This is a genomic window from Paenibacillus sp. 2TAB26, assembly GCF_052115145.1.
Classification (GTDB): Bacteria; Bacillota; Bacilli; order Paenibacillales; family Paenibacillaceae; genus Pristimantibacillus.
The window spans coordinates 58,273-85,217 of record NZ_JBFRGC010000001.1 but is presented as its reverse complement, the minus strand read 5'-3'; the positions used below and the strand labels follow the sequence as shown (position 1 = coordinate 85,217).

General features: G+C 46.5%; 27 protein-coding genes. 10 read left to right on the top strand and 17 right to left on the bottom strand.

Features of this window, described 5'->3' with window-relative positions:
* The first annotated feature begins 22 nt into the window (after positions 1–22).
* Together AB4Z50_RS00405 and AB4Z50_RS00400 are read left to right on the top strand one after the other, a co-directional pair.
* Entirely contained in the window at positions 23–1,879 is a 1,857-nt protein-coding gene (locus AB4Z50_RS00405; RefSeq protein ID WP_441874636.1) for a sensor histidine kinase, read from the top strand.
* Positions 1,876–3,498, top strand: a complete 1,623-nt coding sequence (locus AB4Z50_RS00400) for a response regulator transcription factor (RefSeq protein WP_441874635.1) — start codon at positions 1,876–1,878, stop codon at positions 3,496–3,498. Before AB4Z50_RS00405 ends, AB4Z50_RS00400 begins: the two co-directional genes overlap by 4 nt.
* A gap of 132 nt (positions 3,499–3,630) precedes the next feature.
* Here the strand turns inward: AB4Z50_RS00400 and AB4Z50_RS00395 are convergent, their stop codons facing one another.
* Together AB4Z50_RS00395 and AB4Z50_RS00390 are read right to left on the bottom strand one after the other, a co-directional pair.
* Entirely contained in the window at positions 3,631–3,861 is a 231-nt protein-coding gene (locus tag AB4Z50_RS00395; RefSeq protein WP_053373644.1) for a cold-shock protein, read from the bottom strand.
* A gap of 165 nt (positions 3,862–4,026) precedes the next feature.
* Positions 4,027–4,689: a hypothetical protein gene (locus tag AB4Z50_RS00390; protein WP_441874634.1), complete on the bottom strand. Its 663-nt coding sequence runs from the start codon at positions 4,687–4,689 to the stop codon at positions 4,027–4,029.
* A gap of 238 nt (positions 4,690–4,927) precedes the next feature.
* On the opposite strand from AB4Z50_RS00390, the gene AB4Z50_RS00385 reads away from it, so the two are divergent.
* A complete protein-coding gene (locus AB4Z50_RS00385) occupies positions 4,928–5,059 on the top strand; it encodes a DUF4023 domain-containing protein (RefSeq protein ID WP_076266332.1) in 132 nt (43 codons plus the stop codon).
* Positions 5,060–5,262: 203 nt separating this feature from the next.
* On the opposite strand, the gene AB4Z50_RS00380 is transcribed toward AB4Z50_RS00385, so the two are convergent.
* From AB4Z50_RS00380 to ggt, 5 genes are all read right to left on the bottom strand, one after another.
* Complete coding sequence (locus tag AB4Z50_RS00380; protein ID WP_441874633.1) at positions 5,263–5,589, bottom strand: hypothetical protein; 327 nt, start codon at positions 5,587–5,589, stop codon at positions 5,263–5,265.
* An 85-nt stretch (positions 5,590–5,674) separates the two neighbouring features.
* Positions 5,675–6,373 carry a pirin family protein gene (locus AB4Z50_RS00375; protein ID WP_441874632.1) on the bottom strand — a complete coding sequence of 233 codons (699 nt, stop codon included), beginning with the start codon at positions 6,371–6,373 and terminating at the stop codon, positions 5,675–5,677.
* A gap of 68 nt (positions 6,374–6,441) precedes the next feature.
* Entirely contained in the window at positions 6,442–7,302 is an 861-nt protein-coding gene (locus tag AB4Z50_RS00370; RefSeq protein WP_441874631.1) for a fumarylacetoacetate hydrolase family protein, read from the bottom strand.
* Between the two features lie 19 nt (positions 7,303–7,321).
* Positions 7,322–8,512, bottom strand: a complete 1,191-nt coding sequence (locus AB4Z50_RS00365; protein ID WP_441874836.1) for an amidase — start codon at positions 8,510–8,512, stop codon at positions 7,322–7,324.
* 19 nt (positions 8,513–8,531) lie between these two features.
* Positions 8,532–10,112, bottom strand: coding sequence for a gamma-glutamyltransferase (gene ggt / locus AB4Z50_RS00360; protein WP_441874630.1), 1,581 nt, complete (start codon positions 10,110–10,112; stop codon positions 8,532–8,534).
* A 287-nt stretch (positions 10,113–10,399) separates the two neighbouring features.
* On the opposite strand from ggt, the gene AB4Z50_RS00355 reads away from it, so the two are divergent.
* The 3 genes from AB4Z50_RS00355 to AB4Z50_RS00345 are packed head-to-tail and all read left to right on the top strand — an operon-like array spanning position 10,400 to position 12,020.
* Positions 10,400–10,849 (top strand): Lrp/AsnC family transcriptional regulator, encoded by a 450-nt coding sequence (locus AB4Z50_RS00355; RefSeq protein WP_339209783.1) that lies wholly within the window; start codon positions 10,400–10,402, stop codon positions 10,847–10,849.
* Complete coding sequence (locus AB4Z50_RS00350) at positions 10,850–11,488, top strand: chromate transporter (RefSeq protein WP_441874629.1); 639 nt, start codon at positions 10,850–10,852, stop codon at positions 11,486–11,488.
* A complete protein-coding gene (locus tag AB4Z50_RS00345; protein ID WP_441874628.1) occupies positions 11,475–12,020 on the top strand; it encodes a chromate transporter in 546 nt (181 codons plus the stop codon). The genes AB4Z50_RS00350 and AB4Z50_RS00345 overlap by 14 nt, the downstream gene beginning before the upstream one ends.
* 323 nt (positions 12,021–12,343) lie before the next feature.
* Here AB4Z50_RS00345 and AB4Z50_RS00340 read toward each other — a convergent pair whose 3' ends face one another.
* The 5 genes from AB4Z50_RS00340 to AB4Z50_RS00320 all read right to left on the bottom strand — a co-directional run bounded on the left by AB4Z50_RS00340 (position 12,344) and on the right by AB4Z50_RS00320 (position 19,013).
* Positions 12,344–14,068: an ABC transporter ATP-binding protein gene (locus AB4Z50_RS00340; protein ID WP_441874627.1), complete on the bottom strand. Its 1,725-nt coding sequence runs from the start codon at positions 14,066–14,068 to the stop codon at positions 12,344–12,346.
* Entirely contained in the window at positions 14,065–14,934 is an 870-nt protein-coding gene (locus AB4Z50_RS00335; protein WP_441874626.1) for an ABC transporter ATP-binding protein, read from the bottom strand. The genes AB4Z50_RS00340 and AB4Z50_RS00335 overlap by 4 nt, the downstream gene beginning before the upstream one ends.
* Before the next feature lie 9 nt (positions 14,935–14,943).
* Complete coding sequence (locus tag AB4Z50_RS00330) at positions 14,944–15,957, bottom strand: FecCD family ABC transporter permease (RefSeq protein WP_441874625.1); 1,014 nt, start codon at positions 15,955–15,957, stop codon at positions 14,944–14,946.
* The gene (locus AB4Z50_RS00325) at positions 15,954–16,979 is read right to left on the bottom strand and encodes a FecCD family ABC transporter permease (RefSeq protein ID WP_441874833.1); all 1,026 of its coding nucleotides are present in this window, start codon (positions 16,977–16,979) and stop codon (positions 15,954–15,956) included. The genes AB4Z50_RS00330 and AB4Z50_RS00325 overlap by 4 nt, the downstream gene beginning before the upstream one ends.
* Positions 16,980–17,042: 63 nt before the next feature.
* The gene (locus AB4Z50_RS00320; protein WP_441874624.1) at positions 17,043–19,013 is read right to left on the bottom strand and encodes an AraC family transcriptional regulator; all 1,971 of its coding nucleotides are present in this window, start codon (positions 19,011–19,013) and stop codon (positions 17,043–17,045) included.
* Positions 19,014–19,498: 485 nt separating this feature from the next.
* Between AB4Z50_RS00320 and AB4Z50_RS00315 the strand changes: the two genes are divergently transcribed.
* Positions 19,499–19,669: a hypothetical protein gene (locus AB4Z50_RS00315; RefSeq protein ID WP_339205489.1), complete on the top strand. Its 171-nt coding sequence runs from the start codon at positions 19,499–19,501 to the stop codon at positions 19,667–19,669.
* 63 nt (positions 19,670–19,732) lie between these two features.
* Here the strand turns inward: AB4Z50_RS00315 and AB4Z50_RS00310 are convergent, their stop codons facing one another.
* Positions 19,733–20,008, bottom strand: coding sequence for a hypothetical protein (locus AB4Z50_RS00310; RefSeq protein ID WP_441874623.1), 276 nt, complete (start codon positions 20,006–20,008; stop codon positions 19,733–19,735).
* 564 nt (positions 20,009–20,572) lie between these two features.
* Here AB4Z50_RS00310 and AB4Z50_RS00305 point away from each other — a divergent pair.
* Entirely contained in the window at positions 20,573–21,115 is a 543-nt protein-coding gene (locus tag AB4Z50_RS00305) for a DUF5673 domain-containing protein (protein WP_441874622.1), read from the top strand.
* A 91-nt stretch (positions 21,116–21,206) separates the two neighbouring features.
* Here the strand turns inward: AB4Z50_RS00305 and AB4Z50_RS00300 are convergent, their stop codons facing one another.
* From AB4Z50_RS00300 to AB4Z50_RS00290, 3 genes are read right to left on the bottom strand one after another with little or no spacing between them, the layout of a single operon-like run.
* Complete coding sequence (locus AB4Z50_RS00300; RefSeq protein WP_441874621.1) at positions 21,207–22,031, bottom strand: sugar phosphate isomerase/epimerase family protein; 825 nt, start codon at positions 22,029–22,031, stop codon at positions 21,207–21,209.
* 19 nt (positions 22,032–22,050) lie between these two features.
* The gene (gene yidC, locus AB4Z50_RS00295) at positions 22,051–22,875 is read right to left on the bottom strand and encodes a membrane protein insertase YidC (protein ID WP_076266344.1); all 825 of its coding nucleotides are present in this window, start codon (positions 22,873–22,875) and stop codon (positions 22,051–22,053) included.
* Positions 22,845–23,168: a hypothetical protein gene (locus tag AB4Z50_RS00290; RefSeq protein ID WP_076266345.1), complete on the bottom strand. Its 324-nt coding sequence runs from the start codon at positions 23,166–23,168 to the stop codon at positions 22,845–22,847. The genes yidC and AB4Z50_RS00290 overlap by 31 nt, the downstream gene beginning before the upstream one ends.
* Before the next feature lie 363 nt (positions 23,169–23,531).
* On the opposite strand from AB4Z50_RS00290, the gene AB4Z50_RS00285 reads away from it, so the two are divergent.
* Together AB4Z50_RS00285 and AB4Z50_RS00280 are read left to right on the top strand one after the other, a co-directional pair.
* The gene (locus AB4Z50_RS00285; protein WP_441874620.1) at positions 23,532–25,037 is read left to right on the top strand and encodes an ABC transporter substrate-binding protein/permease; all 1,506 of its coding nucleotides are present in this window, start codon (positions 23,532–23,534) and stop codon (positions 25,035–25,037) included.
* On the top strand, positions 25,030–25,752 hold the full coding sequence (locus tag AB4Z50_RS00280; RefSeq protein ID WP_430056719.1) for an amino acid ABC transporter ATP-binding protein: 723 nt from the start codon (positions 25,030–25,032) through the stop codon (positions 25,750–25,752). Before AB4Z50_RS00285 ends, AB4Z50_RS00280 begins: the two co-directional genes overlap by 8 nt.
* Before the next feature lie 88 nt (positions 25,753–25,840).
* On the opposite strand, the gene AB4Z50_RS00275 is transcribed toward AB4Z50_RS00280, so the two are convergent.
* Complete coding sequence (locus tag AB4Z50_RS00275) at positions 25,841–26,944, bottom strand: glycoside hydrolase family 88/105 protein (RefSeq protein ID WP_441874619.1); 1,104 nt, start codon at positions 26,942–26,944, stop codon at positions 25,841–25,843.
* Between the last annotated feature and the right edge of the window lies 1 nt (position 26,945).

The following is a 26,945-nucleotide window of genomic DNA, read 5'->3' as shown; positions in this document are numbered from 1 at the left end:
CAGAAAGCGGGCGATTGTGATCATGAATACGATTAAGCCATTTAACACGATTCGCAAAAAGCTCATGCTTTTGCTGCTCGCAGCTACGATTTTGCCGATTGCAACCTCGATGATTATCTCTTATAATGCGACAACCAAATCGATTACAGAGGATGCGATTGCCCGCAACAATCGACTGCTGTCGCTCGGGAAAACCAACATTATGAACTACATGAACAACATCAATCAGAAGTCGCTCGCTGTCTACAACGCAATGAACGTTCCGCGCTCTTTGTACTATATTTTAGAGCACAGCATGGAGGATGAGGTATTCCCGAACGATATTACCGACGTCATTCGCAATCGCAACCTGCTGAAGGATCATTTATACAACATGTATCAAAGCGTCAGTGAGTTTCATAAAGTAAGGCTTTATGCGGTCAACCAAAACGCAACGTATCTACTATGGAATGACGACATTAAGGTTGGGCGAAATAATGTTCCCATTCCACAAACCTTTAAGAAAGCATATATAGAGCCTACACATATGAGCCATAATTACGGACTCGTTGACCTCAAATCTTCGGCAAGCGAGGAAATGGTATTTACGCTCCATCGTCCGATCTTCCTCGCCCCAAGTGATGAGCTGCTTGCTGAATTGTCTATCGATGTAAGATTGAATGTATTAGAGGATTTAAATCGCCAGCTCTATGACGGCGGTGAGGAAAGCTTCTATATCGCGGATTCCAATGGTCAAATCGTGCTTTCTTCAGATAAAAACGAAATCGGTACGTCTGCTAAACAGAGCTGGCTGGGAGCGATTTTGGGCTCCGGGCAAGACAGCGGCCATTTTGACTGGAAAGAGGAATCGTTCAAGGGCATGATTTTTTATGATCGGATTAAGACGCCTTACATGGACTGGTATTTAATTAAACAGACGCCCTACAAGCATCTCTTCAGCGCTGCTGATCGGATTGCCCGCATTAATACGGCAGTCGGAATCGCTTTTCTAGCCATTGTCGTATTAGCCACTTTGTTCATTTCAATTCGGTTTACGAAGCCGCTGCTTCGCTTAATCGGTTACGTGAACAAGATAGAGACGGGCAATTTGAATGTATCTATTGACATACACAGCAATGATGAAATCGGCCTGCTCGCAAGGCGATTCCGCTCGATGATGCAGACCATCAACAATCTCATTTTGACCGAATATCGGCTTGAGATTGCCAATAAAACCAATGAGTTGAAAGCGCTGCAAGCTCAGGTAAATCCACACTTCCTCTATAATGCGCTGCAATCGATTGGAACCGTTTCACTGCAGCACGGCGACACCAAAGCGTATTCACTCATTACGTCTCTTGGGAAAATGATGCGCTATCAAATGAACGCCATGGATTCGGTCGTGGAACTGCGCCGGGAGCTCGATTATGTTCAGGCCTATCTTGATCTGCAGAAACAGCGTTTTGATACAGCTCTCCATGTGCAGCTGCTAATTGACGAGCAGACAAGGCAAATACTCGTTCCAAAAATGATTTTGCAGCCGCTGCTTGAAAACTTTTTTAAGCATGGGTTTGTGCAATCATCGGAGGAGCCTTCGGAGCTTCTGATAACCAGCGTTTTGGATAAGCAAGGGGAATGGCTTTCGATTACGGTTCAAGATAATGGCTGCGGCGCAACAGAGGATCGGCTGCAAGAGGTGCGGCTTCAACTGGAGAAAATGCCTCCAATCGGAACCGGGCAGCCGAATGATCAAGAAGAAGGCGGCATTGGCCTGCCTAACGTGCTTTCGCGTCTGCGCCTGCATTTTAACAAAACAGCTGCTATGGAGCTGCGTCACGTGAAGCCGCATGGCTTTTCCGTTACGATTCATATTCCGCTCGCAAAGGAGAATGAACGATGAAGGCATTAATCATTGACGATGAGAAGCATGTGAGGGAAGCGATACGGCTGCTCGTCCCTTGGGATGATTACGGCATCGATACACTGCTTGAGGCACAAGACGGTATCGCCGCTACTGCATTAATTCGCACGGAACGGCCAGAAATTATTTTTACCGATATGATGATGCCCAATATGAATGGCACGGAGCTGCTGCAATGGGCGGCCGAACATGCGCCTGCCAGCAAAATCATCGTCATTAGCGGCCATGACGACTTTAGCCTCGTTCGCCATGCGGTCAAATACGGCGGAATCGATTATATTTTGAAGCCCATTGATGCGGAGCAGCTCGTTAGTGCATTATCGAAAGCAGTGAGCTGCTATACCTTGGAGGAGCAGGAGCGATGCCGCAAAACGAGGATGAATATCGAGCTTAATCAGCTTAAGCCGATGTACTTGGAGCAATATTTTTCAGCAATGATCAACGAACCTGGCTCCTACTCTAATTTTGCTGAAACACTCAGACTGGAGTTAGGGATTACGAAGCCTATACCTCGTGCACGTGTTGCACTGGTCAAGCTTGAGCTTGCTTCTCCGTTCATCAGAGAGAAATTTGCCTCAGGACTCGATTTGCTGCTGTTCTCTTTGACGAATATTTGCAATGAATTTCTAAAGGAAAAAGAAATCGGCTTCGCGCTTCGCCACCGCGGACAGGAGCAGGAGCTATTGCTGCTGTTTTGGGGAGATGGCGAGCTGGCGCCTGCGTTAATCAAGGAAATGAACGATGCGATATTTGTGATATTGAAGACGCGGTTTCATTTTGGACTCGGGCATGCTGCAGCCTTTCCTTCATCAGCAGCCACCGCTTATCAACAAGCGAAGCATGCGCTTTTGCGCCGGAATTTGCTCGTTAACGATTCGTATTGCCATACTTTTGAGGCAGCTGTCCATCAGCACAAAAACACGCTTCTGCTCTTTAGCGAGCATGAAGAAAAAATAAAATTTGCTGTGCAGAGCGGCAACAAAGAACAAATCCGCCGCGCTTTAAAGCCTTGGTTCGATTCACTTGATCAAGCAGGATTCATCTCGCAAGAGCAGCTAATGAACTGGCGTCAGCAATTCGAATTCGCCAAATCTATATGGGAATACAAAAGCGACAAAAACAAAACTGGAAGCAAATCAGATTTAATTGAGGATCAGGCACTCTTATCCTTGGATGCCAATGGATTTTTTGATTACGAGCAGTGGAAACAGGGCGTTTTTATAGAAACGTGTGATGTTTCCTTGCGTTTGGCTGAACATGACAAGGAACGCAGTGTCATTGAGGACATCGCTGCCTATATTGAACAGCATCCTCACGAGGAGATCACGCTGCAGGATATATCCGAGCGCTTTTATTTAAGCAGAGAATACATTTCGCGCAAATTCAAGCAGGAGACGAATGGCAATTTATCCGATTTTATTGCGGAGGTTCGGATCAAGCGGGCAAAGGAGCTTTTGGCGAACGGGCAGTTAAAGATCGCTCAGGTTGCAGAGCTGGTAGGCTTTCAGGATGAGAAATATTTTAGCCGCGTCTTCAAGAAACGTACGAACTGCTCTCCCAACGACTATAGGAAACACCATTACAGCGGAGATAGTTAGCAGGAAACTACTTTCGCTAAGGATTAAAGTCAGCTCCATAAATTGATTCAAAGGCAAAAAAAAGCTGAGCCTCGTTCAATTGGCGTTAACCAACCGAGCAAAACTCAGCTTCTCTTTGTCTAAGAAAGACACCTACATAATCGGTGTACCCTTCTTCAACGTCTTCATGTCACTATTGGAGTTATTGAGCGCGGGCAGCATCTTCTCGCCACTGACCATTGGTTCATGGCAGATTAAACAAGTAGGAACGTGATCAAACGCAAAGTTATCGCGCATCCAACTGTTGCACCCTTCCGTCTCGCATGTCCATACCTTCGTGTTTTCTTCCGGAATTTCTTCAAGCGGTTTTTTACGATTGTACATATGGTCAGCCCCCTTCGCGATAAAAAAGGAAAAACTGCCTCGAACTTAGAGTAAGGGGCAGTTATCATTTATAAACAGCAGTGTATTGTGAATATTTGCTTCAAACTTGCAATTGATTTTATTGTACCATATTTCGTCCAATAAAGGCAAATATCAGCCTATATTTTAGCGCCTTTTTTTTGGAGAGTGGCAGTAATGCACAAACAGCTGCTCAATCGGTTTGAAATACAAATGCCCATCCTCCCAAGGTTGAAAATGAAGATCCATTCTAGAATCGCTCCAATTGGCAGGAGTCCCTGTCGTACTAAGCTTCCCTGGCAATATGGGCTCCTCGACGACGGCAGGAAATTCCTGATAACCAAACAGCAAATTCTCATGCATCGCAATGATTTCATACTTCGGCCCATGGAAAGCCCGCTCCTCTTGGAGCTGATAATGAAAGTAAATATAGCTTGCTGCCATATCCGGCTTTAAATGCGCCACTCTTCCAACACGCCGTTCAACTGTTTCTTTGCGAAGCCAATGTTCAAAGCTGGCTGGCTCGTTGAAATGGAAGACATCAATCATCGGAATCCATTTTCGCGCAGCTGACTGTCCGGGCCAATTCTCCAAAAAAGCAGCCATCTCTGGAAGCAGCTCTTCGGGCTCGAGCACTCGATCGATGCACTCACAATAAATGAACACATTTCGCTCCCATTGGAAGCAGCCAACCGTCATAATCTCCCCTTGCTCTATTAGCTGTTGTACAGCATCTGACTGTTTCGCCGCTTCGATGGCTTCCATCTCGAAGCCTTCTTTCATTTGCGCCCTCGCTATGACTCTAAACATGATTATTCTCGCTCCGCTCGTACGATCAATTGAAGTGCAATTGAATTTAAAGATTCCCTGTATAGTTAAACGTGAATGACTGCATCAAAGTTGTATATATCGGTATCATAAGGGAGCCCAATGCTACAATCAATCGATTTTCTCAAAATAAGTGACGCTAACGCCAGTTTTTTTGAATGTTGGATATTCTAATTAAGGAAGTTGGAAAGAATGCCAAAAAAACGAGGAGGAAATACAATTGGAAAGCACAAGTGAGTTTGTCCAAAAGGTACAGGCTACGCAGCGTAAAGCCGAACTCAACAAAAGAAGAAACGGCAACGGCAACCCTGCAGAGAGACTTGTAAATAAGCAGCACAGCACCAATAAATAAATGATTGGATAAGGCTTCGATAGGGTGCTGTCGCCGCAGGGTGGCAGCACCTTTCTTGCTTTGCAGAGAAGGTCATTTCTTTCAGCAGCTGGACAACTCCGACATGTATGGACACAAATAAAAACCAGCCCTACATGTGGAAGCATGTCTGACTGGCCTATGTGTACAGCAAATTGATAATTGCACATGATTGCCTTGTGCTTTTAAACCGAATACTCGTGAGGGTAGTAGGGGATATGAGAATCCGCTACAATCGTGAGACTGTTCTCATCAGTGTTATATTCAACTGGACCGTCTTTGACGTAATACCACGTCTTTAACGTGGGCTTATCATCAAACTCTTGGAAAACAAACACGTTCAGCTCCGCTTTATGTGCAAGCAGCTCTTCGATACTTTCGCTCCATGGCACAGAAACCGTGAATCGCCAGCCTTCCCCCTGTGGAACAAGCGTATAGGGCACTTCCAGCTTATTCGAATCAATAAACATCCGTCCACCCACCGCATGTTTAACAAGAAACGTTTGTTTCATTTTTATCCCTCCTTAAAGTTTGCGAATGCAAACTTACTTCGAAAGCGTATGCTTAAAGTTTGCGAATGCAAACTTACTTCGAAAGCTAAGGCAAATCGATCAGCATAAAAAAGGCTGGAGCCGCAGCGGTGAGTGTAAGCTCCTCAGCTGCCTCAATTTGTGCCTCATCACCGGTCATTAGCGTTTCGCCGTGAACCGACAGTTCACCTTCAATAATATATATAAATTGCTTGCGTCCCGGATCGACAACGTATTCGAGCTGTTTTCCTTGCTCCAGCTTGCTCAGATAAATCGTCATATTCTGATTTATCGAGGCAACCTGTTCCAAAACCTGATTTGAAACGACAGGAAGCAGTGCATTATGCAGCTTGTCTACATCGAATCGGCTCGCTTCATAAGAAGGTTTCGTTCCTCGTTCCTGCGGCATGAACCACAGTTGGAGCAAGCGCAGCTCTTGATCTTCTGATGCGTTAAATTCCGTGTGGATAACGCCCGTGCCAGCTGACATCCGTTGCACCTCGCCAAACGAGGACACGACAGAGTTGCCCATGTTATCCTCATGTCTAATGCGACCATTCAATGCGATAGATACGATTTCCATGTCGCTATGTGGATGCGCGCCAAAACCTTTTTCCGGAGCCAAATAATCGTCATTGCACACACGCATCACACTAAAGCCTGTTCGATTCGGATCATGATAAGCTCCGAATGAGAAGCTTGGGTGGCTGCGCAGCCAGCCTAGATCCGCCGAATGCCGCGATGCCGCGGGGAATACGTCGATCATCGTCTCTCCTCCAAACAAGTTTTTATTTACTTACTTATATATAGCAGTTTTTCATTCTCTGAGCAAGCTTAAAATTGAACAGCGTTCAGCAGCGGCTCGAAACCATCGATATGGCAGCCTACTATATCTCCGCCGCGAATAATGACAGCACCTGGTGTTCCAGTCATCATAATGTCGCCCGGCAGCAGCGTCATCACTCTGGAATGAAAAGCAACAGCTGCAAAGGGGCGAAACTTCATATTGAATACCTTATTGCGATGTGCGACCTCACCATTAATTGCGGTTTCCACATTCAGCTCTAACAAATCAGGAAACTCATCCTTCGTAATAAACTCCGGCCCGAAGCTGAAAAAGGTATCGAAGCTTTTGGCCCTCGATAAAAACCTCTGATGTCTAGCATGAATATCAGCTGCCGTAACATCAATTGTCGTCGTATACCCGGCAATGACGTCATACACTTCAGCTTCTGATATATTTTTGCAGGTTTTTCCGATAATAATGCCGAGTTCAGCTTCTGCTGTGATTTTCCCAACTCCCTCTGGAATTTGTATCGCATCAAGCGGGCCGATAATCGTCGTATCCGGCTTGATGAAGCTGACTGGCTCTTCATTTGGGTCCGCCAACGCTAATTCTGCCGCATCCTTTACGTAGTTCATGCCGATACCCCAAATTTTGCGAGGGTGACGGTATAGCGGAGCGTACTGTACCTCCTCATAAGGAATCGCCGGCAATCGCTTCAACTTTTCCTTCCCTGCTCCTTCGTACCATTTTGTTAAAAACTCCAGCTCGCCCAAACGAATAAGCTCGAACAGCTCTGTACTCCAGCTGGCATTCTCCGCCTCATTAATCGTTTCTATAAGAACAAGGCCCTTTGCACTTGGTATCGCAGCGAGCTCCTTGCCATTCCTTTTTACTGTTGATATTTTCATTGCCAGCAGCTCCTTTTCTTTAGCTTAATGGCTTTATTCGTATCGAGACGTGATCAGCGACCCATTTCAACAGCCTCATATCCTGACTTCTTCCCGCAATGAAGGAGAGGCCAATTGGACAACCCAGCTCGCCTGCAATCGGAACCGTAACCTGCGGCAGCCCTGCCAGCCCTGCTAAACAGCTCATTTCGAGCGTTTGAGCACGACGCTGCTCAACCTCCAAGCCCGATAATCCGAGCAGCGGCGCTATCGCAGGCACGGTCGGCACAACGAGCACCGTATCCTCTCCAAGCCATCCATCCATAAGCGCCCGCGCTTCATCCCGAATGGTGAAAGCTGTACCACTATCCTCTTCCCGCAGCGTGCTCGCCCAAGCAAATCGCTCCGCTATGCCCGGTCCGAAGGCAGGCTGCTCGCGCAATATCCAGTCCCGATGCTCACGCCAAATCTCTAATCCTTGAATGATACGAAAAGCATTCACCCATTCTCGCAGCCCGTTTGGCGCAATGATGGCTTGTTCATGCCTCCGGGCTAGATCATGCAGCATTGGAAAATATTGCGACAAAGCTGTAGATGTGTGCTCATCCGTCAATGCCCATACATCCTTCGCAAACACCATTCGCGTGAATGTCTCCTTACTGCTCCCTTGTTCATCAAGCAGTACACTGCCCACTTGAAGCAGTGTCTGCGCATCTCGGGCCATCCAGCCTACCGTATCGAAGCTAGGCGCCAGCGGTATAAGCCCATTCGTATCCACTGCACCATGCGTAGGCCGTATTCCATAAATTCCACAATAGGCGGATGGCACTCGAATGGAGCCTCCCGTATCCGTACCTATAGCGAAATCTGCTAATCCTGCCGACACCGCAACAGCTGATCCGCTGGAGGAGCCTCCGGGTATTCGGCCAAACGCTTTAGGATTCACCGGTGTTCCATAATGGGCATTTTCCCCGTTAATGCTGTACATCAATTCATCTGTAATGGTTGTTCCTTTTAATGTCGCTCCGTTTCTAAGCAGCCGATTTATGACCGAAGCGTGCTTATCCGCCTCGTCATGTGTTCGCAGCCAATCAGGATTGCCTGCACCAGAGATATGCCCAGCAATATCGAATACATCCTTTGCCGCATACGTTTTACCGCTTAAGACACCTTCAGCTAAAGGCTCTATCTCAAGCTGTTCCGTCGCATACGCATTCCAGCTTTGCTTCATCAAGATCCCCGCCTCCTCTTTACCATCCCATTGCTGCGCCATCGCAGCGCGGATCCGATCCGCCTTGCAGTAATCCTTGCTCATCTCGCATAATCGCATGAGCATGGCCCATAATGCCGTCGAAGTCCTTCACTTTCTTTACCGAGTGACCTGCCTGCGCCAGCGATGCTAGTACGTCTGCAGAAACACGTCCTTCTATTTTCAGCTCCTGCGTTGGCTCTCCCCACGTTCGGCCCCATACCCATCTAGGTTCATTTATCGCTTGCTGAGGATCCATGCCATAATCAATCATCCGGGTAAATATCGCCGTTTGCGTCTGAGGCTGGCCCTCGCCGCCTTGCGTGCCATACAGCACAGCAGGCTTGCCATCACGACATGCCATCGCTGGCATTAAGGTGTGGAATGTCCTTTTAGCTGGCTTCAGACTGTTTACATGATTCGGATCAAGCGAGAAAAACGAGCCGCGGTTTTGCAATAAAACACCCGTATTGCCCGCTACGACGCCCGATCCAAACTCGAAGTACAAGCTTTGAATGAAAGAGAGGGAATTCCCTTCCTCATCTACAACTGCTGCATAGGCGGTGTCGCTGCCCAGCATCTCTGATTTCTCGCATGAAGCATGATTTAACTCAATTGAAGCAGCTAGCGCTGCCGCATATTTTTTATCCAAGAGCCGCTCAAGCGGTATGCTCGTAAATGCAGGGTCTGATAAATATTTGTTCCGGTCATGGAAGCTTAGCTTTAGTGCCTCGACGCATAGATGATAATAATTATGGGAGCCATGTTCAATTTCACCGAGCTTAAACTGCTCTAGTATTTGAAGCGCCATAATAGCGGAGAAGCCTTGTGAATTGGGAGGCATCTGATGAAGCGTATATCCTCGGTAAGTGCCCTCAATCGGGAGCACCCAGTCGCCATGATGATCCGCAAAATCATCCTCGGCAAGCAGACCATTTTGTTTGCCCAAAAAACTCGTCATTTCCTTTGCAGTTTCGCCTTTATAAAACTCATCGCGCCCAAATTCAGCTAAACGGCGCAGCGTCTTCGCAAGCGCAGGCTGCTTAAATCGCTCGCCAACCTTAACCACCTGCCCGTTTGGCAAGTATATATCTGCTGTTTCGAGTGTTCTTGCAAGAACGATTTCATTATGAACCGTATTTTGATATTGATCATTCGACATAGGGAAGCCATTCGCGGCGTAATCAATAGCGGGTGCCAGCACCTGCGCCCAATCCAGTCTGCCATACTCTCGGTGAACCGCATCCCAGCCATCTACCATGCCGGGCACCGTTACGATACTGCCAATGCCCCGATTCGGAATCGCCGCCAAGCCATCGTAAGCACTAATACTAGCTTTATAACCAGATCGGCCGCTGGCATTATAGCCGCGCACCTTTCCTTCACTATGATGATAGCCGAGCCAGAAGGAGTCTCCTCCAAGGCTTGTCATATGCGGATAAACGACGGCGAGACATGCGCTCACAGCGACAGCTGCATCGTAAGCATTCCCACCTTGCGCAAGCATACGAGCGCCAGCTGCAGTAGCTAAATAATGAGGGCTGACAACCATAGTTTTGGTTCCGATGACCGATTGATTCATATCTACCACCCCTAAAAATGGATATAACTCTAATCAAACTCGCAATTCATTATTAATATGTTAGATAATATAACATTGTGTATTCTTTTAAAATACCACCTCAGAGAATGATAGGCAATAAAAATGTAACTTCTTTTTATTAATTGTGTTGAAAACGAATGGTGATGTGTATATATTTATACATATGGTAATTAAAACTCGGTATTACAAGACACCTTGCAAAATAATGAAATAAAATTGGAGCTGATGAACAAGTGCAAGAAAAGCTTATTGATGAACCAAAAATCATGGAAATTGATGATATCGATCGTAAAATCATTGCTGAGCTCAATATTAATGGAAGAATATCTTACACAGACTTAGCGAAGGAGATTGGATTATCGCGAGTAGCTGTCCAATCTCGGATTAATGCGTTGATGGACGGCGGCGTCATCGAACGATTCACGGCCGTCATTAACCCTGAGCGAATCGGTATAAATGTATCGGCTTTTTTCAATGTAGAGGTAGAGCCTAAGCATCTGCACGCCGTTGCTGATCAGCTTTCGACAGAGCCGTTTGTCACAAGCCTCTACCATATGACTGGACCGAGTAAACTGCATATGCATGGTCTGTTTCGCAACAATCAGGAGATGGAGCATTTTCTCAAAGATAAGCTTTACACACTGCCCGGCATTATGAGCGTCGATTGTCAAGTGTTAATCAATCGTTACAAGAGTCGAATGGGAATGAGGCTGTAGATGATGGCTGGCAAAATAATGAATAACCGCTACATGCAGCTTTCATGGGCGATGATGAAGACAGGTATTCTTGGCTACGGGGGCGGCCCGTCCGTTATCCCGCTGATTCGATACGAGGCAGTTACGAACTATAAATGGATTGAAGATGAGGAATTTGGCGAAATTCTTGCGCTTGCTAATGCACTGCCAGGTCCGATCGCAACAAAGATTGCCGCCTATTTAGGGTATCGCGAAAAAGGTACTCTCGGTGCCATCGTGTCTGTTCTCGCCCATATCATCCCTTCTGCTGTTGCGATGATTCTGCTATTAACGACGGTTCAATTCCTCAGCAGCGCGGCCTTCATACAAGGTATGATCGGTGCGGTAACGCCTGTCATCGCTGTCATGCTTGGCATGATGGCCTATGAATTCGGAGAACGTGCCGTCAAAGGACTTGGCAAATACGTCGGTTTTGGCTTTTTTGCATTAGCATTTGGACTGCTGCAAGGCATTCATATTCATCCTGCTATCGTCATTCTTTTATTTCTTGGTTACGGTGCTTTTCATCTAAAAACAGTTGCAGCCCTTCAGCGCAAAAAAAAGCAGAAGCAACTCCGAAGCAGCCAGCAGAAGGAGGGCGTAACACGTGGAATGGATTAATTTAATTATCGGATTTTTTATTGCTAATGTGCTTGGCTACGGGGGCGGACCAGCCTCCATTCCGCTTATGTACAGGGAGATTGTAACGAATCATCAGTGGACGACACCAGTAGAATTCTCAAACATACTGGCGCTTGGCAATGCACTCCCAGGTCCGATTGCGACTAAAATTGCCGCCTTTGTCGGCTACGATGTCGGCGGCTGGATCGGCTTAATTGCCGCATTAGCTGCAACGATTGTTCCATCCGCTGTTGCGCTCATTCTACTTCTTAAGGTGCTGCAGAAGCATCGTCAATCGCCTGTAGTCAAAGGAATGACGCTGCTTGTACAGCCCGTAATTGCCATAATGATGCTGCTGCTTACATGGCAAATGGCTGAAAGCTCTATCGAATCGATCGGAATTGTGCAATCGCTCATTATTGCAGCAGTCGCTTTCTGGGCGATGCAGTTCCGCAAAATTCATCCTGCCATCGTCATCGTTATCGCATTCGCCTATGGCGGTCTTGTTATTCCTCATTTGAACGTACTATAAATAACTAATAGGGCGAATCCCAGTAGCAAATGTCTAGTGGGGTTCGCCCTATTTTTTCATGAATATAACGATTAATCAAAAAAGTTTATAACATGGGTGAGTGCTGCAGGAATAACAATCAGTTTATTTTTTTTATAGTTGATAGCAGAAGATAAATCTAAGAAGAGGAAAGAAAACCTGCGAAAAGCCTTATAAAATCAAGGTTTTTTGCGGGTTTTCATGTTTTTATCAAGCCCTGCTCCCTACCATTGACAAATGAACGGAGCGAACGCTCCAGGGAGGGAAAGGAATATGTCTATACAACTGTTAGCACCATAGTACATTCAAGAGGCTTGCGTCGCATACAATCGTGCATAAATCCCGCCACTTCGCAGCAGTTCCTTATGCGTACCCATCTCGGCAATCTCTGTACCCTCCAGCACGACGATCTGGTCGGCATGAAGGATCGTCGATAGCCGATGGGCAATTACCAGTGTTGTGCGATCCTTGGATATGTCGTCCAGCGCCTGCTGGATCTCTTGCTCGGTCTTGGTATCAAGCGCCGATGTCGCTTCATCCAGAATGAGGATCGGTGCATCGCGCAGAATCGCCCGTGCTATCGAGAGCCGTTGCTTCTGCCCTCCGGACAGACGCACACCGCGTTCACCAATTACCGTATCGTAGCCTTGCTCCATCTGTGCTATAAAATCATGCGCTTTAGCCGCTTTCGCTGCATCAATCACATCTTTCTGGGTCGCGTCCTTCCAGCCATAAGCGATATTGTCATACACCGAGCCATCAAACAAGAAGGTATCCTGCAGCACCATCGAGATATTGTCACGTAGGCTGGAGAGCGTCACATCACGAATATCGATGCCATCTACTCGAATCGAACCGGCCTTTGGATCGTAGAAACGGTTAACGAGACTGGCCAATGTCGACTTTCCTACGCCGGTTGTTCCTACAAGCGCCACGGTCTTTCCGGGTTCAATAGTGAGGTTCAGCCTCTCTAGTACAGGCGCACCATCTTGATAAGCGAATGAGACATTTTGAAAGGATATCTGTCCTTGTACACGAGGCAAACGAACTGCGTTTCGCTTCTCCTGTATGTCTTCCTCTTCTTCCAGCACATCATATACCCGTTTAAGACCAGCGGCGGCTCGCCCTCCCATTTCTACCAAGCCGGAAAAGGACTTTACCGGTTGATAAAACATACCCAGGTAGGCGATGAATCCGATGATATCAGCAATGCTTACCTCGCCTGTTGCCATCAGTCTGCCGCCCATTATCACAATAAACACGGTACCCAGCGCGGTCACAAATGCCAACAACGGTACAGAGGTTTCATAGAACAGACTAGCGCGCAAATAGGCCTTAGTATTTTTCATAGCCAGACGAGAAACGTTGCCCCGCTCCTCCTCCTGCCGATTGAAAATTTGGATTTCCTTCATGCCCGACAAGTTTTCCTGAACCTTGCCAGCAATTTCTCCCCGCGCCTTGGAATTCTCTCCCCACAGCGGCGACAAGCGCTTGCTTTGCCATATCGTGATCGCAAGCAGCAACGGAATCGTGATTAGACTGATCAGTGCCAGTTTCACATTGATCGTCAAGAGCAAGATGCCTACTCCGATAAAAGTCAGTACGTTGATGATAAATTCAGGAATAGCATGGGCAATGAAAATTTCCGCTTCCATCGCATCATTAACAACGCGCCCGGTCAAGTCACCCGTCCGGCTTCGATGGAAATAGCGCAAGCTCATCTGCTGATATTTGCTATACAATCTTGTTCTTAAATCCGCCACATAATGAAGTGCGGCATAATGGTTCATATAACCTGCCAGTGATGTTCCGATGGCTTGCAGACAGGTGGCTCCAAGCAGCAACAAACCAATCGTCAGCGCTTCTGAGGCAAACTGACTGCTACCTTCAGTCGCCAATTGTGTCAACGAGCGGAGCGCCCAGGGTAAATAAAACCCTGCCATTGTAGCCGTTAAGACACCGGCAAATCCAATGCCTAACTGTAACCAGTATTTCCGGGCGCCCAGTAGGACACGCCATGCGATTTTCATGTGGCAATTGCCTCCTTCTGTTCCTTAGCTCTTAGGAGTGCTTCATCTGCTCCTTGATCCGCTCCTTGTTCTCTACGTTTATCACGCAATAGCTCGTACGTCACATACACCGGTCGCCCCGTTCGTGGTTCCAGCATAATCTCGGCATCAATGGCAAACACCTCACGCAGTGTCCGTACCGTCATTACGCGCTCTGGCGAGCCATGCTCCACCACCTGGCCCTCACGAATCGCTACCATATAATCGGAGAAGCGCGCTGCCAGATTCAGGTCATGCAGCACCATCACAATCGTCACCTGCTGACTGCGATTCAGTTCATAGAGCAGCTCCAGCACTTCAAGCTGATGCGCCAAGTCCAGATAAGTGGTGGGTTCATCCAACAGGATCAGATCGGTCTGCTGGGCGAGCGCCATCGCAATCCATACGCGCTGACGCTGACCGCCAGAGAGCGTATCGACCTCACGATGCTCAAGCACTGTAAGTTGTGTAACCGATAGGGCCCAAGCGACTACTTGCTTATCCTCTTTGGAAAGCTTGCCAAAGCCCCGTTGATGAGGAAAGCGCCCATAGGCGACTAATTGACCGACTGTCAAACCGCTCGGTGCGGTCGGCGTCTGCGGCAGAATCGCCATCTGCTTGGCTACTTCCTTGGTGGACAGTGTGTGGATATCGGCACCATTCAAATAAACCGTGCCATGTTTCGTCTTGAGCAGCCGACCGACTGCCTTTAGTACGGTTGATTTGCCGCATCCATTGGGACCAATAATCGAGGTAATCTGTCCACGCGGAATCTGCAAATCCAGTTCTTTTACGATAAGTGTATCATTATAGGCAATATCGATTTGTTGCGCTGTAATACATTCCATGGCGTCCTCCTAATTGGCCTTCGCTAGTAAATAAAGAAAGTAAGGAACACTGATGACCGTAATAACGATTCCCGTCGGCACATCTCCCCCAAGACTAACCGTGCGCGTAATCGTGTCAGCCAGAACCACGACTAATCCCCCGGTCAGACTGGCAGCCGGAACGAGCAATTTGTGATCGGGCCCGACCAGTTTTCTTGCCATATGCGGTGCGATCAAGCCAACGAAGAAGAAGCTTCCACCCACGGCCACACTGCCAGAGGATAAAGCAACAGCAGCGATCGACAACCCCAAAAACTGCCGCTTCACGGCAAGGCCCAGCCCTTGTGCCGTCTGATTGCCCAGATAGAGGGTGTTCAGCATGCGAGCCTTATAGAAAATATAGCCGAGTAAAATCAAGACCCATGGTGCTAGTATGGAAATATAGCGCCAATCATCGCCCCACAAGCTTCCCGCCAGCCAGTGCAGCATGAAGTTCATCTGCGAATCATCCAGCTTGAGCGTCAGGAAGGTGGTCAGCGCCCCATACCCGCTTCCGAGCGCGACACCGGTTAAAATCAAACCGATTGGCGAGATGTCTCGCCCACGGCGATACGATAATAAGAAGATCAATCCTGCCGCCAACAGTCCCCCAACAAAGGCCAGCAATGGCAGGGCAATAAAGGCGCTCTTTCCTGTCGATGCAATGAATACGACGAAGAATAGGACAAACAAACCCGATCCCGAACTAATTCCAAGTGTCCCCGGACTAGCCATGTCATTGCGCAGCAAACTCTGCATCACGACCCCAGACGCTCCCATCCCCAGACCTACCAAGATCGACAGTACAATTCGTGGCAGGCGAAAATCGAACACGATCAGATTTTGCTTGTCGGTACCGTTTCCCAGAAGAACGTTCAGCACTTCTAGCGGCGAAAGATTCATTTTGCCAGAATTCACGCTAAGGACAGCAAACATAAGGATGAGCACCAAGAGCACTACATTGACGATGATGCCCCGTTGCACCGTATAACGCTGCTTGATCATTCAAATTCCCTCCTTTGCCTGCGAGCCAGGAAGAGAAAGTACGGTACACCAATGATAGAAAATATAATGCCAATCGGTGTTTCGAAAGGCTTATTGATCAATCGGCCAACCAGATCGGCCGATACGGTCAGCAACGCACCATATAGCGCAGCAGCAGGAATAATATACCGATAGTCGACACCGACCATGTATCGTACAATATGCGGGGTAATCAGACCAACAAAACCAACAGGGCCAACCATGACAACTGCCAATCCAGTCAGCACGAGCACGATAATCGTCGATAGACCCTTGACCAATCCGCTGCGAATACCGAGTCCACTTGCCACATCATCCCCCAAACTGAGCAGTGTAACGGAAGGAGACAGCGCCAGCGCCAGCAGTACGCCACCAACAAATAGCGGTGAAATAATCAGCAATTCCCCCCACTTAGTCCCCGCTGTACTGCCTGCCGTCCAAAATGCTAATGCTCGACCAAGGTTATAATTAATCGCTAAATACTGACTGAGTGCACCAAACAGCATGGATATGGAGAGTCCTGCCAGAACCAACCGCTGAGGCGTCATTCCGCGCTTGCCCAGTGAAGCGAAAAAATAGGTCATCCCGGTCGCAAGCGCTGCACCCAGACAAGCAAACAGCATCATCAGCCCATACGAATAACCCGGCAGAAAGGCCAGGCAAAGTGCAATCGCGAATGCTGCCCCAGAGCTGATTCCCATCAGCCCAGAGTCGGCCAGCGGATTGCGCGTCGTCCCCTGCATAATAGCCCCGCATACCGCAAGGCTGCACCCGACAATCAGATCGGCTACGGTACGAGGAAGACGTAGGGTTTGAATAATTTGATGCTCAGTCAGAGTTGGATCAAATCGGAAAATAGCCTCCCATGCAGTCGCTAACCTCATGTCGGCGGCACCGAAGCTAATCGATGCCGCCGACATGAGAACCGTTAATCCAAGCCCTACCACCATGTACATGGTGAAGTTTATTGCTCCACGGCGTTTTTGTTCAGGCTTGTTTTTCATCATGTGTTCCTTTCCTCACCTAATGACAATCTAGTTTGAAACATTGCTCTTATATTAAAAACCTTATTTAGCTAATTTCAGCAATTGATTTACAATATGATCGATCAATGCACTGGAAGTCATTATATCCGTGGACCAAGATAGCGATGTACCCACCTTTACGATATGATTGTTCTGCACAGCAGGTAGTGATTTCCAAACCGCATTATCAGCAGGTATTTCCGTATCTCCTATGGAGATCAGATAATCCCCTATGTAAGCGTCCAAGACCTCCATAGAGATATCTCCCCAATATCTATCAGTGTCAATAATATCAGTTTGAACTTTTGACGGTGCCTGCATTTGAAGTTCATTATAAACAAGCTCGCCAACCGCATGCTTGGCTCCAGCAACGTAGTTACTTTTATCACTGAATTCTCCCATCGTAATCGTCACGTCTGAAAGACCTGCATTCTGAAGGGCTAGCTTCGCCTCTTCGATTTTTCCGGCATAAGCATTCAAAACAGCCTTAGCCTCTTCCTGCTTATTCAAAACATCACCAATAAAATTTATCCGCTCTTCTGTAGTCATATCACCATAAGGGACATAAATTGTCGGGGCAATTTTGGATAAATCTTCATAATTTTCATCACCCCATGCTAAAATGATTAGATCAGGCTCAAGAGTCATGACATCTTCCGGCTCCGCTTTTATATTAATGGCGTCTTTAATCTGGTTAGCAAACACAGGTTCCGTCTCGCCCCTTGCCGCTCTTGCCACACCTAGAGGAGTTACACCTAGGGCCACCACATCACCCACCAAATAATCGACTACAACACGCTGAGGGTTGCTAGGCACCTCAACATCACCCTTTACTGTAGATATCGTTCTGGTCTGCGAGACTGCTTCTGAAGCTTTCGTCTCCGAGACTTCCGATTGTGTCGTCTGTTGTGTCTGTGCAGGCGCTTGATTCACCGTTCCTCCGTTATTCGCTGGCGTCCCCGATGTACATGCCGACAACAACAGCATCAAGCTCATTGCCGCCGCCAAAATCATTTCTTTACTTCTTACTTGTCCAAACATGGTTGATTCCCCTTTTCTATAAGACTTGACTAGATTCGCTAGTTCCATCTTATTGTAATGAAGATGAGAATCGTTATCAATACCATCAACCTGCATGGATAGTGCGTTTATTTTCCGATAATCACTTGGCGTCATCTTGTAATACTTCTTAAACATCCGAAACAGGTTTTTCTCATCTGCAAAACCAGATCCTGTTGCGATCTCTTTAATGGTTGCTTCTGTATGCTTCAAGTCATGACACGCAGCTTCAATCCTTCTCTGAATGAGATACTCCTGTAAGCTCATCCCTTCCTTCTTTTTAAACAGCCGCGTCAATTGCCCACCACTAATGCCAAACATATCGGCAATCTCTTGAAACATAATCGGCTCTCTGTAATGTTTATCAAGATATATCTTGGCAGAACAGGCTGGATCTGGCTGGAGATACCTAATCTCACCACCCTCAAAATCTCTGTACACCCCATGAATCAGTTGAAATAGAAAACTTTTGGCCTGCAGCTGATCCATCGCCTTACCGCGGTTCCAGCCATTCATCATCTGTTGAAACCAATCGAGCAGCAAGATGGGATTACTTGGCGTATAACCAAACTGTTGAATAAATGGATTCACTTGCTCCAGTAATTGCTGCAGATACTTATTGAAAAAAAGAGGTAATTCTGCTTTATAAAACATCATAAAGGTCTTCACATTTCCCCCTTTAGGCGAAATACTGAGCAGGCTCCCCTTCCCGCCGTGAACTAAACCGAAGCGCTCCATTCCAAATGTAGTTTCATTCAGTTGAATTTCCGCTTCTCCTCCACATGCATAGATAAACATGCTACTAGGCATTTTATACTGCTCTAACGGGTATTGGGGCTCTATATTCTGAAAGCGTACATCTATTAATGTAATGACCGAACGTGTCCAAATACGGGCCATCGTATCGATCATCTCTGGTGTATATACCTGGCTTGCTTCTGCTTCTTCCTGCATCTATCCGAGCTCCCTTATTTCACTTTTTTCTAATTTACTTACCGCTAATAATTGATTTTGATTATCAATATCATTTGTGTTAGATAAGTATATCATCATTAATTGACATTGGGGAGCAGGCAACGGACGTTATGCTTTTCTTCATCCTTTTAGCAGTAGTGTGCGCTAGACACGTTTGAGAGAAATATTTACTTCGTAGGATACAATCCCCTTATAACGTTACTGACGTAATTGGCACACGAGTGGTAAAAGGGCAACTAAAACAAGCAAATTTCCCAAAAAAATATCTCTTCAGCTTAAAGCCCTTGGTGGTCGGTTTATTCAAGCATAAATTCTCACAATTCCCACTTCATTCAGCGAACTGCATAAGTCATAGTTAGCACTATATAAATTATAAAATTTAGTGTATTATACCAAATATGACCAAAATATGATGTCTAGTGATTTGACCGATTGGAGACTACTCTTCAAGAAAGGATATATAAATGAAAAAAATATTTGAATTCGCCTATTACGGTGGATTGGCTGGATTTATTATTATGCGTATTTTTTTATACGACTACAAGGGCATCATGTTCGCTTTTGCTGGATTAGGTTTGATAGGATTTATAGGCAAAAAAATCATTAAATCCAAACAAGCTTCTATCAGCAGTTAGGACTGCAAAAAAACCTCCAGCTACGTTTCGGTAGACTAGAGGTTTTCTTAAAAATCTAAATTATCATCCCTTATGATTGCTCGATAACGCGAACCGCAATACTCTGCTAATTGCCGCTGGCAGCACACTGACATGACTCTCATCACAAAATTTCACCATTTCAGAATAAAAGCCTTTTTCCGCAAGGGGCAGCAGCCGCTCAGCAAGCTGTTCTGCATCCTTCACCATAGCGGGAAGCTCGTCTGCACCAATAGTGAGCATCAACCTCGGTAGATTGCCCTCTTTTATGAAACTCTTCTCAAAAGCTTCGGCTTCCTCCAGCACAGCAAGCAGCGTCACAACATCATTGATGATTTTTCCATAAGCAATCAGTCTGCTTACCCATCCATATTTTATGGCTCACAATGTGCCTCCCTTGGCTCTGTAGTAAGGTTTACTCATCATTTAATTTTTCTTTCGATATTTTCTTCTTCATCATAGTATATTTTCAAAAATAGTTACAATAAATCCCTATTCCATTCTTACATATTTGAGGATTTCAAATCAATTTTCAATTAAGCCAACATAAAAATACCGTTAACCTGGAAGTGATAAGGCTACGGCATTTTCTGCACTATTTATTTCTTTTTTAGATTCCACCGATAAACAGTTGTTAGCGTTTAGTTAATGCACGCAAAACCTCTTTCGGAAATTACCAAACTATATTTCGTTGCTTGCGCTCTTTTAAATCAAATATAATTTAAATGAAATAGGAATTTAGTCCCTTGGTACAAAAGTATTGTTATCCCTATAATCAATGGAAGAGTAACAATTCTTATTCAACTGCTCTCAGTACCTCCTCTACCTTATCGGATATATCCCTTTATACTAACAACTACAGCAAATATACGAGGAGCGACCGAATTGCACATCGATTTTTTGTTTACATTATTATTGAACATCCTCAGCTGCTTGATCCTCATTTGGTCCTTCTACAATGAGCATAAACAATTTCGGATATTTAAAAAATCCAAAAAAAATGTTCAGGTATATAATCCATCTTTCCTTATTCCCGACAAAAAATTCACTCTCACAGTGCTGTCGTATGTAGTTATCGTTACGACCTTATGGATACTGCTTATCTTTGGTTTAACGGATATCGTTTATAAGCACTGGTTTGCGTATGTTTTTCCCATTATGCTCACCACCATATTCTCTGGCGGTAAAATCAATTATTCAATTGGTGAAGATGGCGTGTACCATGCAAAAACAGTCATTCCTTGGGAGGATGTTGTTTATTATCAATTGACGGAAACAGATCCTTTTCATACGAAATTTTCACTCGACATCCACACAAAACATCAGGTTTTTCGCGGAGTAGTTCATGCCGATTCCAAAAAAAAATTACTTGTGCTGCTTCGAAATGTTCCGACTTCAGGTAATGTAGATGAAATTCCAACTGAATAGGACGGGCTAAACCGTCTTTTCCAATATAAAAAAACAAAAACAGCAGCCCTCGGGAGTCCCATGGTCTACTGTTTTTTTTGCGTTTAAGCCCTTATACCCGCGCACGAATTCCATCTATATAAGCCTTTGACTCCGCCATCTGATGCTCTTTCGCTTCTTCCATGATGATGTGTACATGCGGCTTATATTGATTCAAAAGCTTCATATACAGCTCATAATTCATCTGTCCGAGGCCAGCAGTTACGGTAGCCAGTTCGCCACTCCCGAGCAGCATGCGATCCTTCGCATGAGCCGCAATAATACGATCACCGAGCAGTTCGAACGCTTGCCCAATGACCTCATCCTGCCTCGTAAAATTAGAAGATGTCAGCAGATTGCCAGGATCAATAACGACACCGATATTGGAGGAAGGAACCTCCCCCAGCATCCGAGCCAGCTCAGGAGCCGTTCCAATCAAATGGTCGTTTGCCGCCTCTAGACCGACAAAGACGCCCCACTTCTCAGCTTCCTCTACTAACTCCTCTAATGTCACCTTCATCACGGACCAATCTCGGTCAGTGTAGTCTCCACCTTCATTCCGTCCCGTTTCCGCAGCTACCATTGGCGCTCCGAAATACTTCGCATAGCGCAGCAGCTCCTTAAAGCGATTCACATTGGCACGGCGCAGCTGCTCGTCACGTTCAAATAAATGAACATAGCAGCCAAGCACTGAAATCGAAACGCCATGCTTATCGAACTGCTCGCCGATTGCATTCGCAAGACCTGGGCTTAAGTTCCCAGGCTTGCTGAAATCGACATCGCTAATCGCCTTCCACAAAGCTAGCTGCACATGGCTGAAGCCGCTCTCCGCAACCTTAGGAGCAAGCTCCTTGTACGGCAAGCTTCCGAATAAATGAGCGAGTACACCGACTGACATCTGATCGTCTCCTTCAAGTTTAGGCGCTGCCCTCGAGTGCGACATCCACCTTCGGCGCGTACACTTTTTTGGCTAAATAAGATTGCGCAATCATGAACAACCCACCTGTTACCCAGTAAAGTGAGATAGCTGCCGGTGCCGATAGAGCGAATACGCCCATCAGTATCGGAGACAGGTAACCCATGAAAGCCATCTGCTTCTGTTGTGCAGCATTCGCATTGGGCTGCGTCGTCTGCGAAACCTTGAATTGTACAAAATAAACGAGCGCTGCGATAATCGGCAGCACAATATCCGGCGAGCCTAGCTTAAACCAAAGAAACGAATGATCTGCCAGCTCTGGCGTAAGCTTGATTGCGGAATATAGACCCATCAATATCGGCATCTGAATGAGCATTGGCAAACACCCGATAGCTAGCGGATTCACTTGGTGCTTCTGGTAAAGCTGCATCGTTTCCTGCTGCAGCTTCTGCTTGGATGCTGCATCTGATTTGTTTTTGTACTTATCTTGGAGCTGCTTGAGCTCCGGCTGAAGGATAGCCATCTTTGTTTTCATCTGGTTCTGAGATCTATACTGGCGCATCATGAGCGGCAATAGAACAAGTCTGATCATAAGTGTAATGCCAATAATCGCAAAACCGTAATTTCCGCCAAACATATCAGCCAGATATTGAAGCACCGCTGATAATGGGTAAATGACATAGTGGTTAAAAATACCCGGTGTATTTCCATCAATCGTACCACTAGCCGTACTACAGCCGCTTACTAGAAGCAGCCCTGCCAGCATCAAACCGGCCATTAATACACGTCCGTATTTTAAAGAAGTGAATACATTGTTCGTTTGCATAAAAATCCTCCTCGTTTGTTTGAAAATAGCTGAACAAACGAGTTGGAACAGTCTGCTATGTCATCATCTGGCGATTCTTTCCGCTTTACCTTGCGAACTAACCAATGATGCAGCGGTATTGAACGAATCAATACCTGCGGCAGCAAACTATACATTATACTTACAACCTGATTCCGTTCCCAGTACTCATAGGCACCAGAATGCAGATGCGAAGCGTAAGCATACGCTAATGAACAAAGTAGGCTGATTGAAATGAGATACGGTATGATGTCATGCAGTTCAAGCTCGAACAATGTACACACCTCCCTTCATCTAAAAATAGTTTTCTTTCTATCTGGATATTATAACAGTAATTCTGATCAAATGACGACTGTCAAAATCTCGAATATGCAAACAAAAATGGCAGGCACTAATTTCTTCAATAAATGCAGTCTTTTCGCATAAATTATTCAGCATAAATATAAGTGGGTACTAATAAATATGCTGAAATTTTCACAAAAGTGGCCCATTGGTTATTTACAAAGGATAGTGAACACCATATAATTTCTAATGTTACAGGCGCATACGGCTGAAACGGAGCTATTTTATCATATACACTCATCTCGTGATGACAGATAAGCCTGTTAAACCTATCAACTTAGAAGAAAGAGGACACCATGAATCGAAAAAAGCTCAAAGTCATTTATTTATCGCTTATCGTCTTTACGGTTCTGCTAATCGGACTTGGACAAGCCTTCCCTATGGGGAAAAGCAGCGCTTATTCCGTTAGTGCAGAGAGTGCATCAAGCACTCCAGTTAATGGTCAAAAAAAGAAACTCATAATGGGCACATCCGCCGATTATCCACCTTACGAAAGCGTCGATGCCAAAAACAACGGCGAATTCGTTGGATTAGATATCGATATAGCCAAGTATATCACTAGTCAGCTCGGATACGAACTGGAAATCACACACATGGATTTCAATGGGCTTGTTGCTGCGCTTCAGACCGGCCGAGTCGACTTCGTCATGTCCGCAATGTCCGCCACGGATGAGCGCAGGCAAAATGTCGATTTCTCTGATACGTATTACGCTGCCCGCAATACGATTGTCTCAAAGAAGTCTGCACCGCTCGAAACAGAAGCTTCTTTATCGGGTAAACTAGTCGCGACGCAGCTTGGCTCCACACAGGATCTTTACGCAGAAACGATTGAAGGAGCCACGCTTAAGAAGCTTAATAAGATTCCAGATCTTATTCAAGAGCTGAACTCCGGACGTGTCGATGCGGCTATCGTAGAAGACGCTGTCGCCATTGAGATGACCAACCTTAACCCGGGTTTGGCGATGCATTTCCTGCCAGCTGAATCGGCGGAAAATGGTTATGCCATTGCATTTCCTAAGAAGTCCACTATTGTGAACGAGTTTAACGGTGTCCTCTCAAAAATGAAGGACGACGGCAAGCTCGATGAAATCGTGCAGAAATGGTTTACTGCTGAGAAGGAACAATCCAACTCTCTGCTTAATTTGAACATCGACTTCAGTATACTGAAGGGATACACTCCTTATATTCTAAAGGGTGTATATGTCACGCTGCTCTTCACCCTTGTCTCCGCATTGTTCGGACTTGTGTGGGGTACAGTGTTGTCCCTATTCAAAATATCCGGCATTAAGCCGCTTGAGTGGTTCGCAACCGCTTATACATCTATATTCCGCGGCACGCCTCTGCTTGTACAACTGACCATTATTTATTATGCAACGCCGCAGCTATTCAATTACGATATACCTGCGTTAATGGCTGCCGGCCTTGCCTTCGGACTCAATTCAGCTGCCTATTTGTCAGAAACGATCCGCGGCGGCATAATGGCCGTGGACAAAGGGCAGCGCGAAGCTGCCATTGCACTCGGCATTCCGTACCGGAAGATGATGCTTCGCATTATATTCCCGCAGGCGCTTCGTAATATTTTGCCGGCGCTCGTGAACGAATGTGTTGCTTTGCTTAAGGAATCGTCACTCGTATCTGTCATTGGGGTATCCGATTTGATGCGCCGTGCAGATGTAGTACGCTCCACTGAGTTCCGCTCCATTGAAGTGTTATTATTTATAGCTGCAATCTATTACGTGCTTGTGCTTGTCTTAACATCCTTTGCTCGAATGCTTGAAAGGAGGCTGCGCCGCAGTGATTAATGTAACCGACTTAACTAAAACCTTCGGCAAAAACCAAGTGCTAAAAGGTATTACAACAACCGTTGAAAAAGGAGAGGTTGTTGCTCTAATCGGACCATCCGGCTCAGGGAAATCCACCTTTCTACGTTGTTTAAATATGCTGGAGACGCCAACTTCCGGCGAAATTACAATAGATGGAACAGCCATTACCGACCCCAAAACAAATATTGCCCGCGTGCGGCAGCGGATCGGCATGGTATTCCAGCACTTTCACCTATTTCCGCATATGACCGTGATCGACAATATTACGTTTGCTCCGATTCAGGTCAAAGGAGTATCGCAGCAGGAAGCCCGTAAGAAAGCGATGGAGCTGCTAGCTCGCGTAGGTCTCTCGGACAAAGCAGATAGTTATCCATCCCGCTTATCCGGCGGACAGAAGCAGCGCGTTGCGATCGCAAGAAGCTTAGCGATGGAGCCCGACATCCTGCTGTTCGATGAGCCAACCTCTGCGCTTGATCCTGAGATGGTCAAAGAGGTGCTTAATGTTATTCGCAGCCTTGCCGACAGCGGCATGACGATGCTTATTGTTACGCATGAAATGAAGTTTGCCCGTGAAGCTGCGGACACGATTTATTTCCTAGATAACGGCAAGCTTGTTGAAAAAACGAAGCCTGAGCAGTTTTTCACTAAGCCGCAAAGCGAGAGAGCTGCACGTTTCCTGGAGCAGGTGCTTTAAATTAGCTTATTAAGGATAACAGGTGCTAAGCGCACATTTAAACAAAGCTCTGCGGCTCATTCTGCCGCAGAGCTTTCTCTTTTATACGCTACTCCTTCCGATCAACAAGCGACTCCATCTCAACACATGCCATAATGAAAGCCCCGACGCCGTGCAGATCGTTCTGGCTCGTTGGGCGCGTGACGTAGTTTTCATAGTCGCCAGCCGAGGTGCCGATGCAAATATCCGGCAGGATGAAACGTCCCTGCTCGTCAGACTGCACCACTCGAACAAGCCCTTCAAACCCGCGCCTTGCCGCATCCAAGCACTCATCTCCTACAAGGCCAAGCTTGTAGGCTCTTGCTAGCGTATAAACGAACAAACAAGTACAAGAAGTTTCCAGCCAATTATCAGCCAAATGGCCTTTGTCCACGACCTGATACCAGAGTCCGCTCTCTCCATCCTGATACTTAATCAGCGACTGAGAGAAATCAGCCAGCACGGCTTCCAGCTCAGCACGTCCCGCTTCGCCTTCCGCTATTTCATCAAGAAACTGAGCGACTGCAAGACCATACCAGCCAAGTGACCGACCCCAAAACTCTGGCGAACAGCCGGTCTCAGGATCTGCCCAAGGCATCTGCTTGCTCTCATCCCAAGCGTGATAGAGCAGCCCCGTCTTCTCATCCCTCATATAGCGTCGCATCAGCTGCTCTTGATGCAGAACCATATCGCGCAGCGCTATTTCTCCGTAGGCGTTCGCATATTTTAGCGCAAATACTCCGCCCATATACAAGCCGTCCAGCCACATATTGTAGGCATATTTATCCTTGTGCCAAAAGCCGCCCTCCGAGGTGCGGTGCAGCGTGTCGAACAGGCTGCGCAGCTTATCGGCTGCGATTCGGTATTTGCGCTCATCGCCTTGATCATCTAAACGGAACAATAACAGCCCCACTTGGATAGCATCCAGCTCGTCACGGGCAAAATCAAAGTTGCCGCATTCATCCACCAGCTTGTCTACGTAGCGCTTAATATAAGCAGCGTAACGTTCATCCCCCTCCGCTTGCCACAGCATCTCCATCCCGCAAAGAAACACGCCTTGGTGATAATGCCAGCGGCCAGCAGGAGGAAGCTTTTCTGGCAAATAGGTGTCCATTAATGAATCACAAGCGGCTCTCGCCCAATCGATAGGTGTCAATTTCACATCATTTCGCATC

Coding starts and splice junctions, on each gene's coding strand:
- AB4Z50_RS00390 (WP_441874634.1), bottom strand. CDS start 4,689: ATGTTTAGAGTCATAGCGAGGGCGCAAATGAAAGAAGGCTTCGAGATG.
- AB4Z50_RS00335 (WP_441874626.1), bottom strand. CDS start 14,934: ATGGAATGTATTACAGCGCAACAAATCGATATTGCCTATAATGATACA.
- AB4Z50_RS00375 (WP_441874632.1), bottom strand. CDS start 6,373: ATGATCGACGTATTCCCCGCGGCATCGCGGCATTCGGCGGATCTAGGC.
- AB4Z50_RS00315 (WP_339205489.1), top strand. CDS start 19,499: ATGAAAAAAATATTTGAATTCGCCTATTACGGTGGATTGGCTGGATTT.
- AB4Z50_RS00340 (WP_441874627.1), bottom strand. CDS start 14,068: ATGAAAATCGCATGGCGTGTCCTACTGGGCGCCCGGAAATACTGGTTA.
- AB4Z50_RS00350 (WP_441874629.1), top strand. CDS start 10,850: ATGATGGCTGGCAAAATAATGAATAACCGCTACATGCAGCTTTCATGG.
- AB4Z50_RS00370 (WP_441874631.1), bottom strand. CDS start 7,302: ATGAAAATATCAACAGTAAAAAGGAATGGCAAGGAGCTCGCTGCGATA.
- yidC (WP_076266344.1), bottom strand. CDS start 22,875: ATGCAAACGAACAATGTATTCACTTCTTTAAAATACGGACGTGTATTA.
- AB4Z50_RS00330 (WP_441874625.1), bottom strand. CDS start 15,957: ATGATCAAGCAGCGTTATACGGTGCAACGGGGCATCATCGTCAATGTA.
- AB4Z50_RS00320 (WP_441874624.1), bottom strand. CDS start 19,013: ATGCAGGAAGAAGCAGAAGCAAGCCAGGTATATACACCAGAGATGATC.
- AB4Z50_RS00355 (WP_339209783.1), top strand. CDS start 10,400: ATGGAAATTGATGATATCGATCGTAAAATCATTGCTGAGCTCAATATT.
- AB4Z50_RS00365 (WP_441874836.1), bottom strand. CDS start 8,512: ATGAAGCAAAGCTGGAATGCGTATGCGACGGAACAGCTTGAGATAGAG.
- AB4Z50_RS00275 (WP_441874619.1), bottom strand. CDS start 26,944: ATGCGAAATGATGTGAAATTGACACCTATCGATTGGGCGAGAGCCGCT.
- AB4Z50_RS00380 (WP_441874633.1), bottom strand. CDS start 5,589: ATGAAACAAACGTTTCTTGTTAAACATGCGGTGGGTGGACGGATGTTT.
- AB4Z50_RS00325 (WP_441874833.1), bottom strand. CDS start 16,979: ATGAAAAACAAGCCTGAACAAAAACGCCGTGGAGCAATAAACTTCACC.
- AB4Z50_RS00285 (WP_441874620.1), top strand. CDS start 23,532: ATGAATCGAAAAAAGCTCAAAGTCATTTATTTATCGCTTATCGTCTTT.
- ggt (WP_441874630.1), bottom strand. CDS start 10,112: ATGAATCAATCGGTCATCGGAACCAAAACTATGGTTGTCAGCCCTCAT.
- AB4Z50_RS00395 (WP_053373644.1), bottom strand. CDS start 3,861: ATGTACAATCGTAAAAAACCGCTTGAAGAAATTCCGGAAGAAAACACG.
- AB4Z50_RS00300 (WP_441874621.1), bottom strand. CDS start 22,031: ATGTCAGTCGGTGTACTCGCTCATTTATTCGGAAGCTTGCCGTACAAG.
- AB4Z50_RS00400 (WP_441874635.1), top strand. CDS start 1,876: ATGAAGGCATTAATCATTGACGATGAGAAGCATGTGAGGGAAGCGATA.
- AB4Z50_RS00405 (WP_441874636.1), top strand. CDS start 23: ATGAATACGATTAAGCCATTTAACACGATTCGCAAAAAGCTCATGCTT.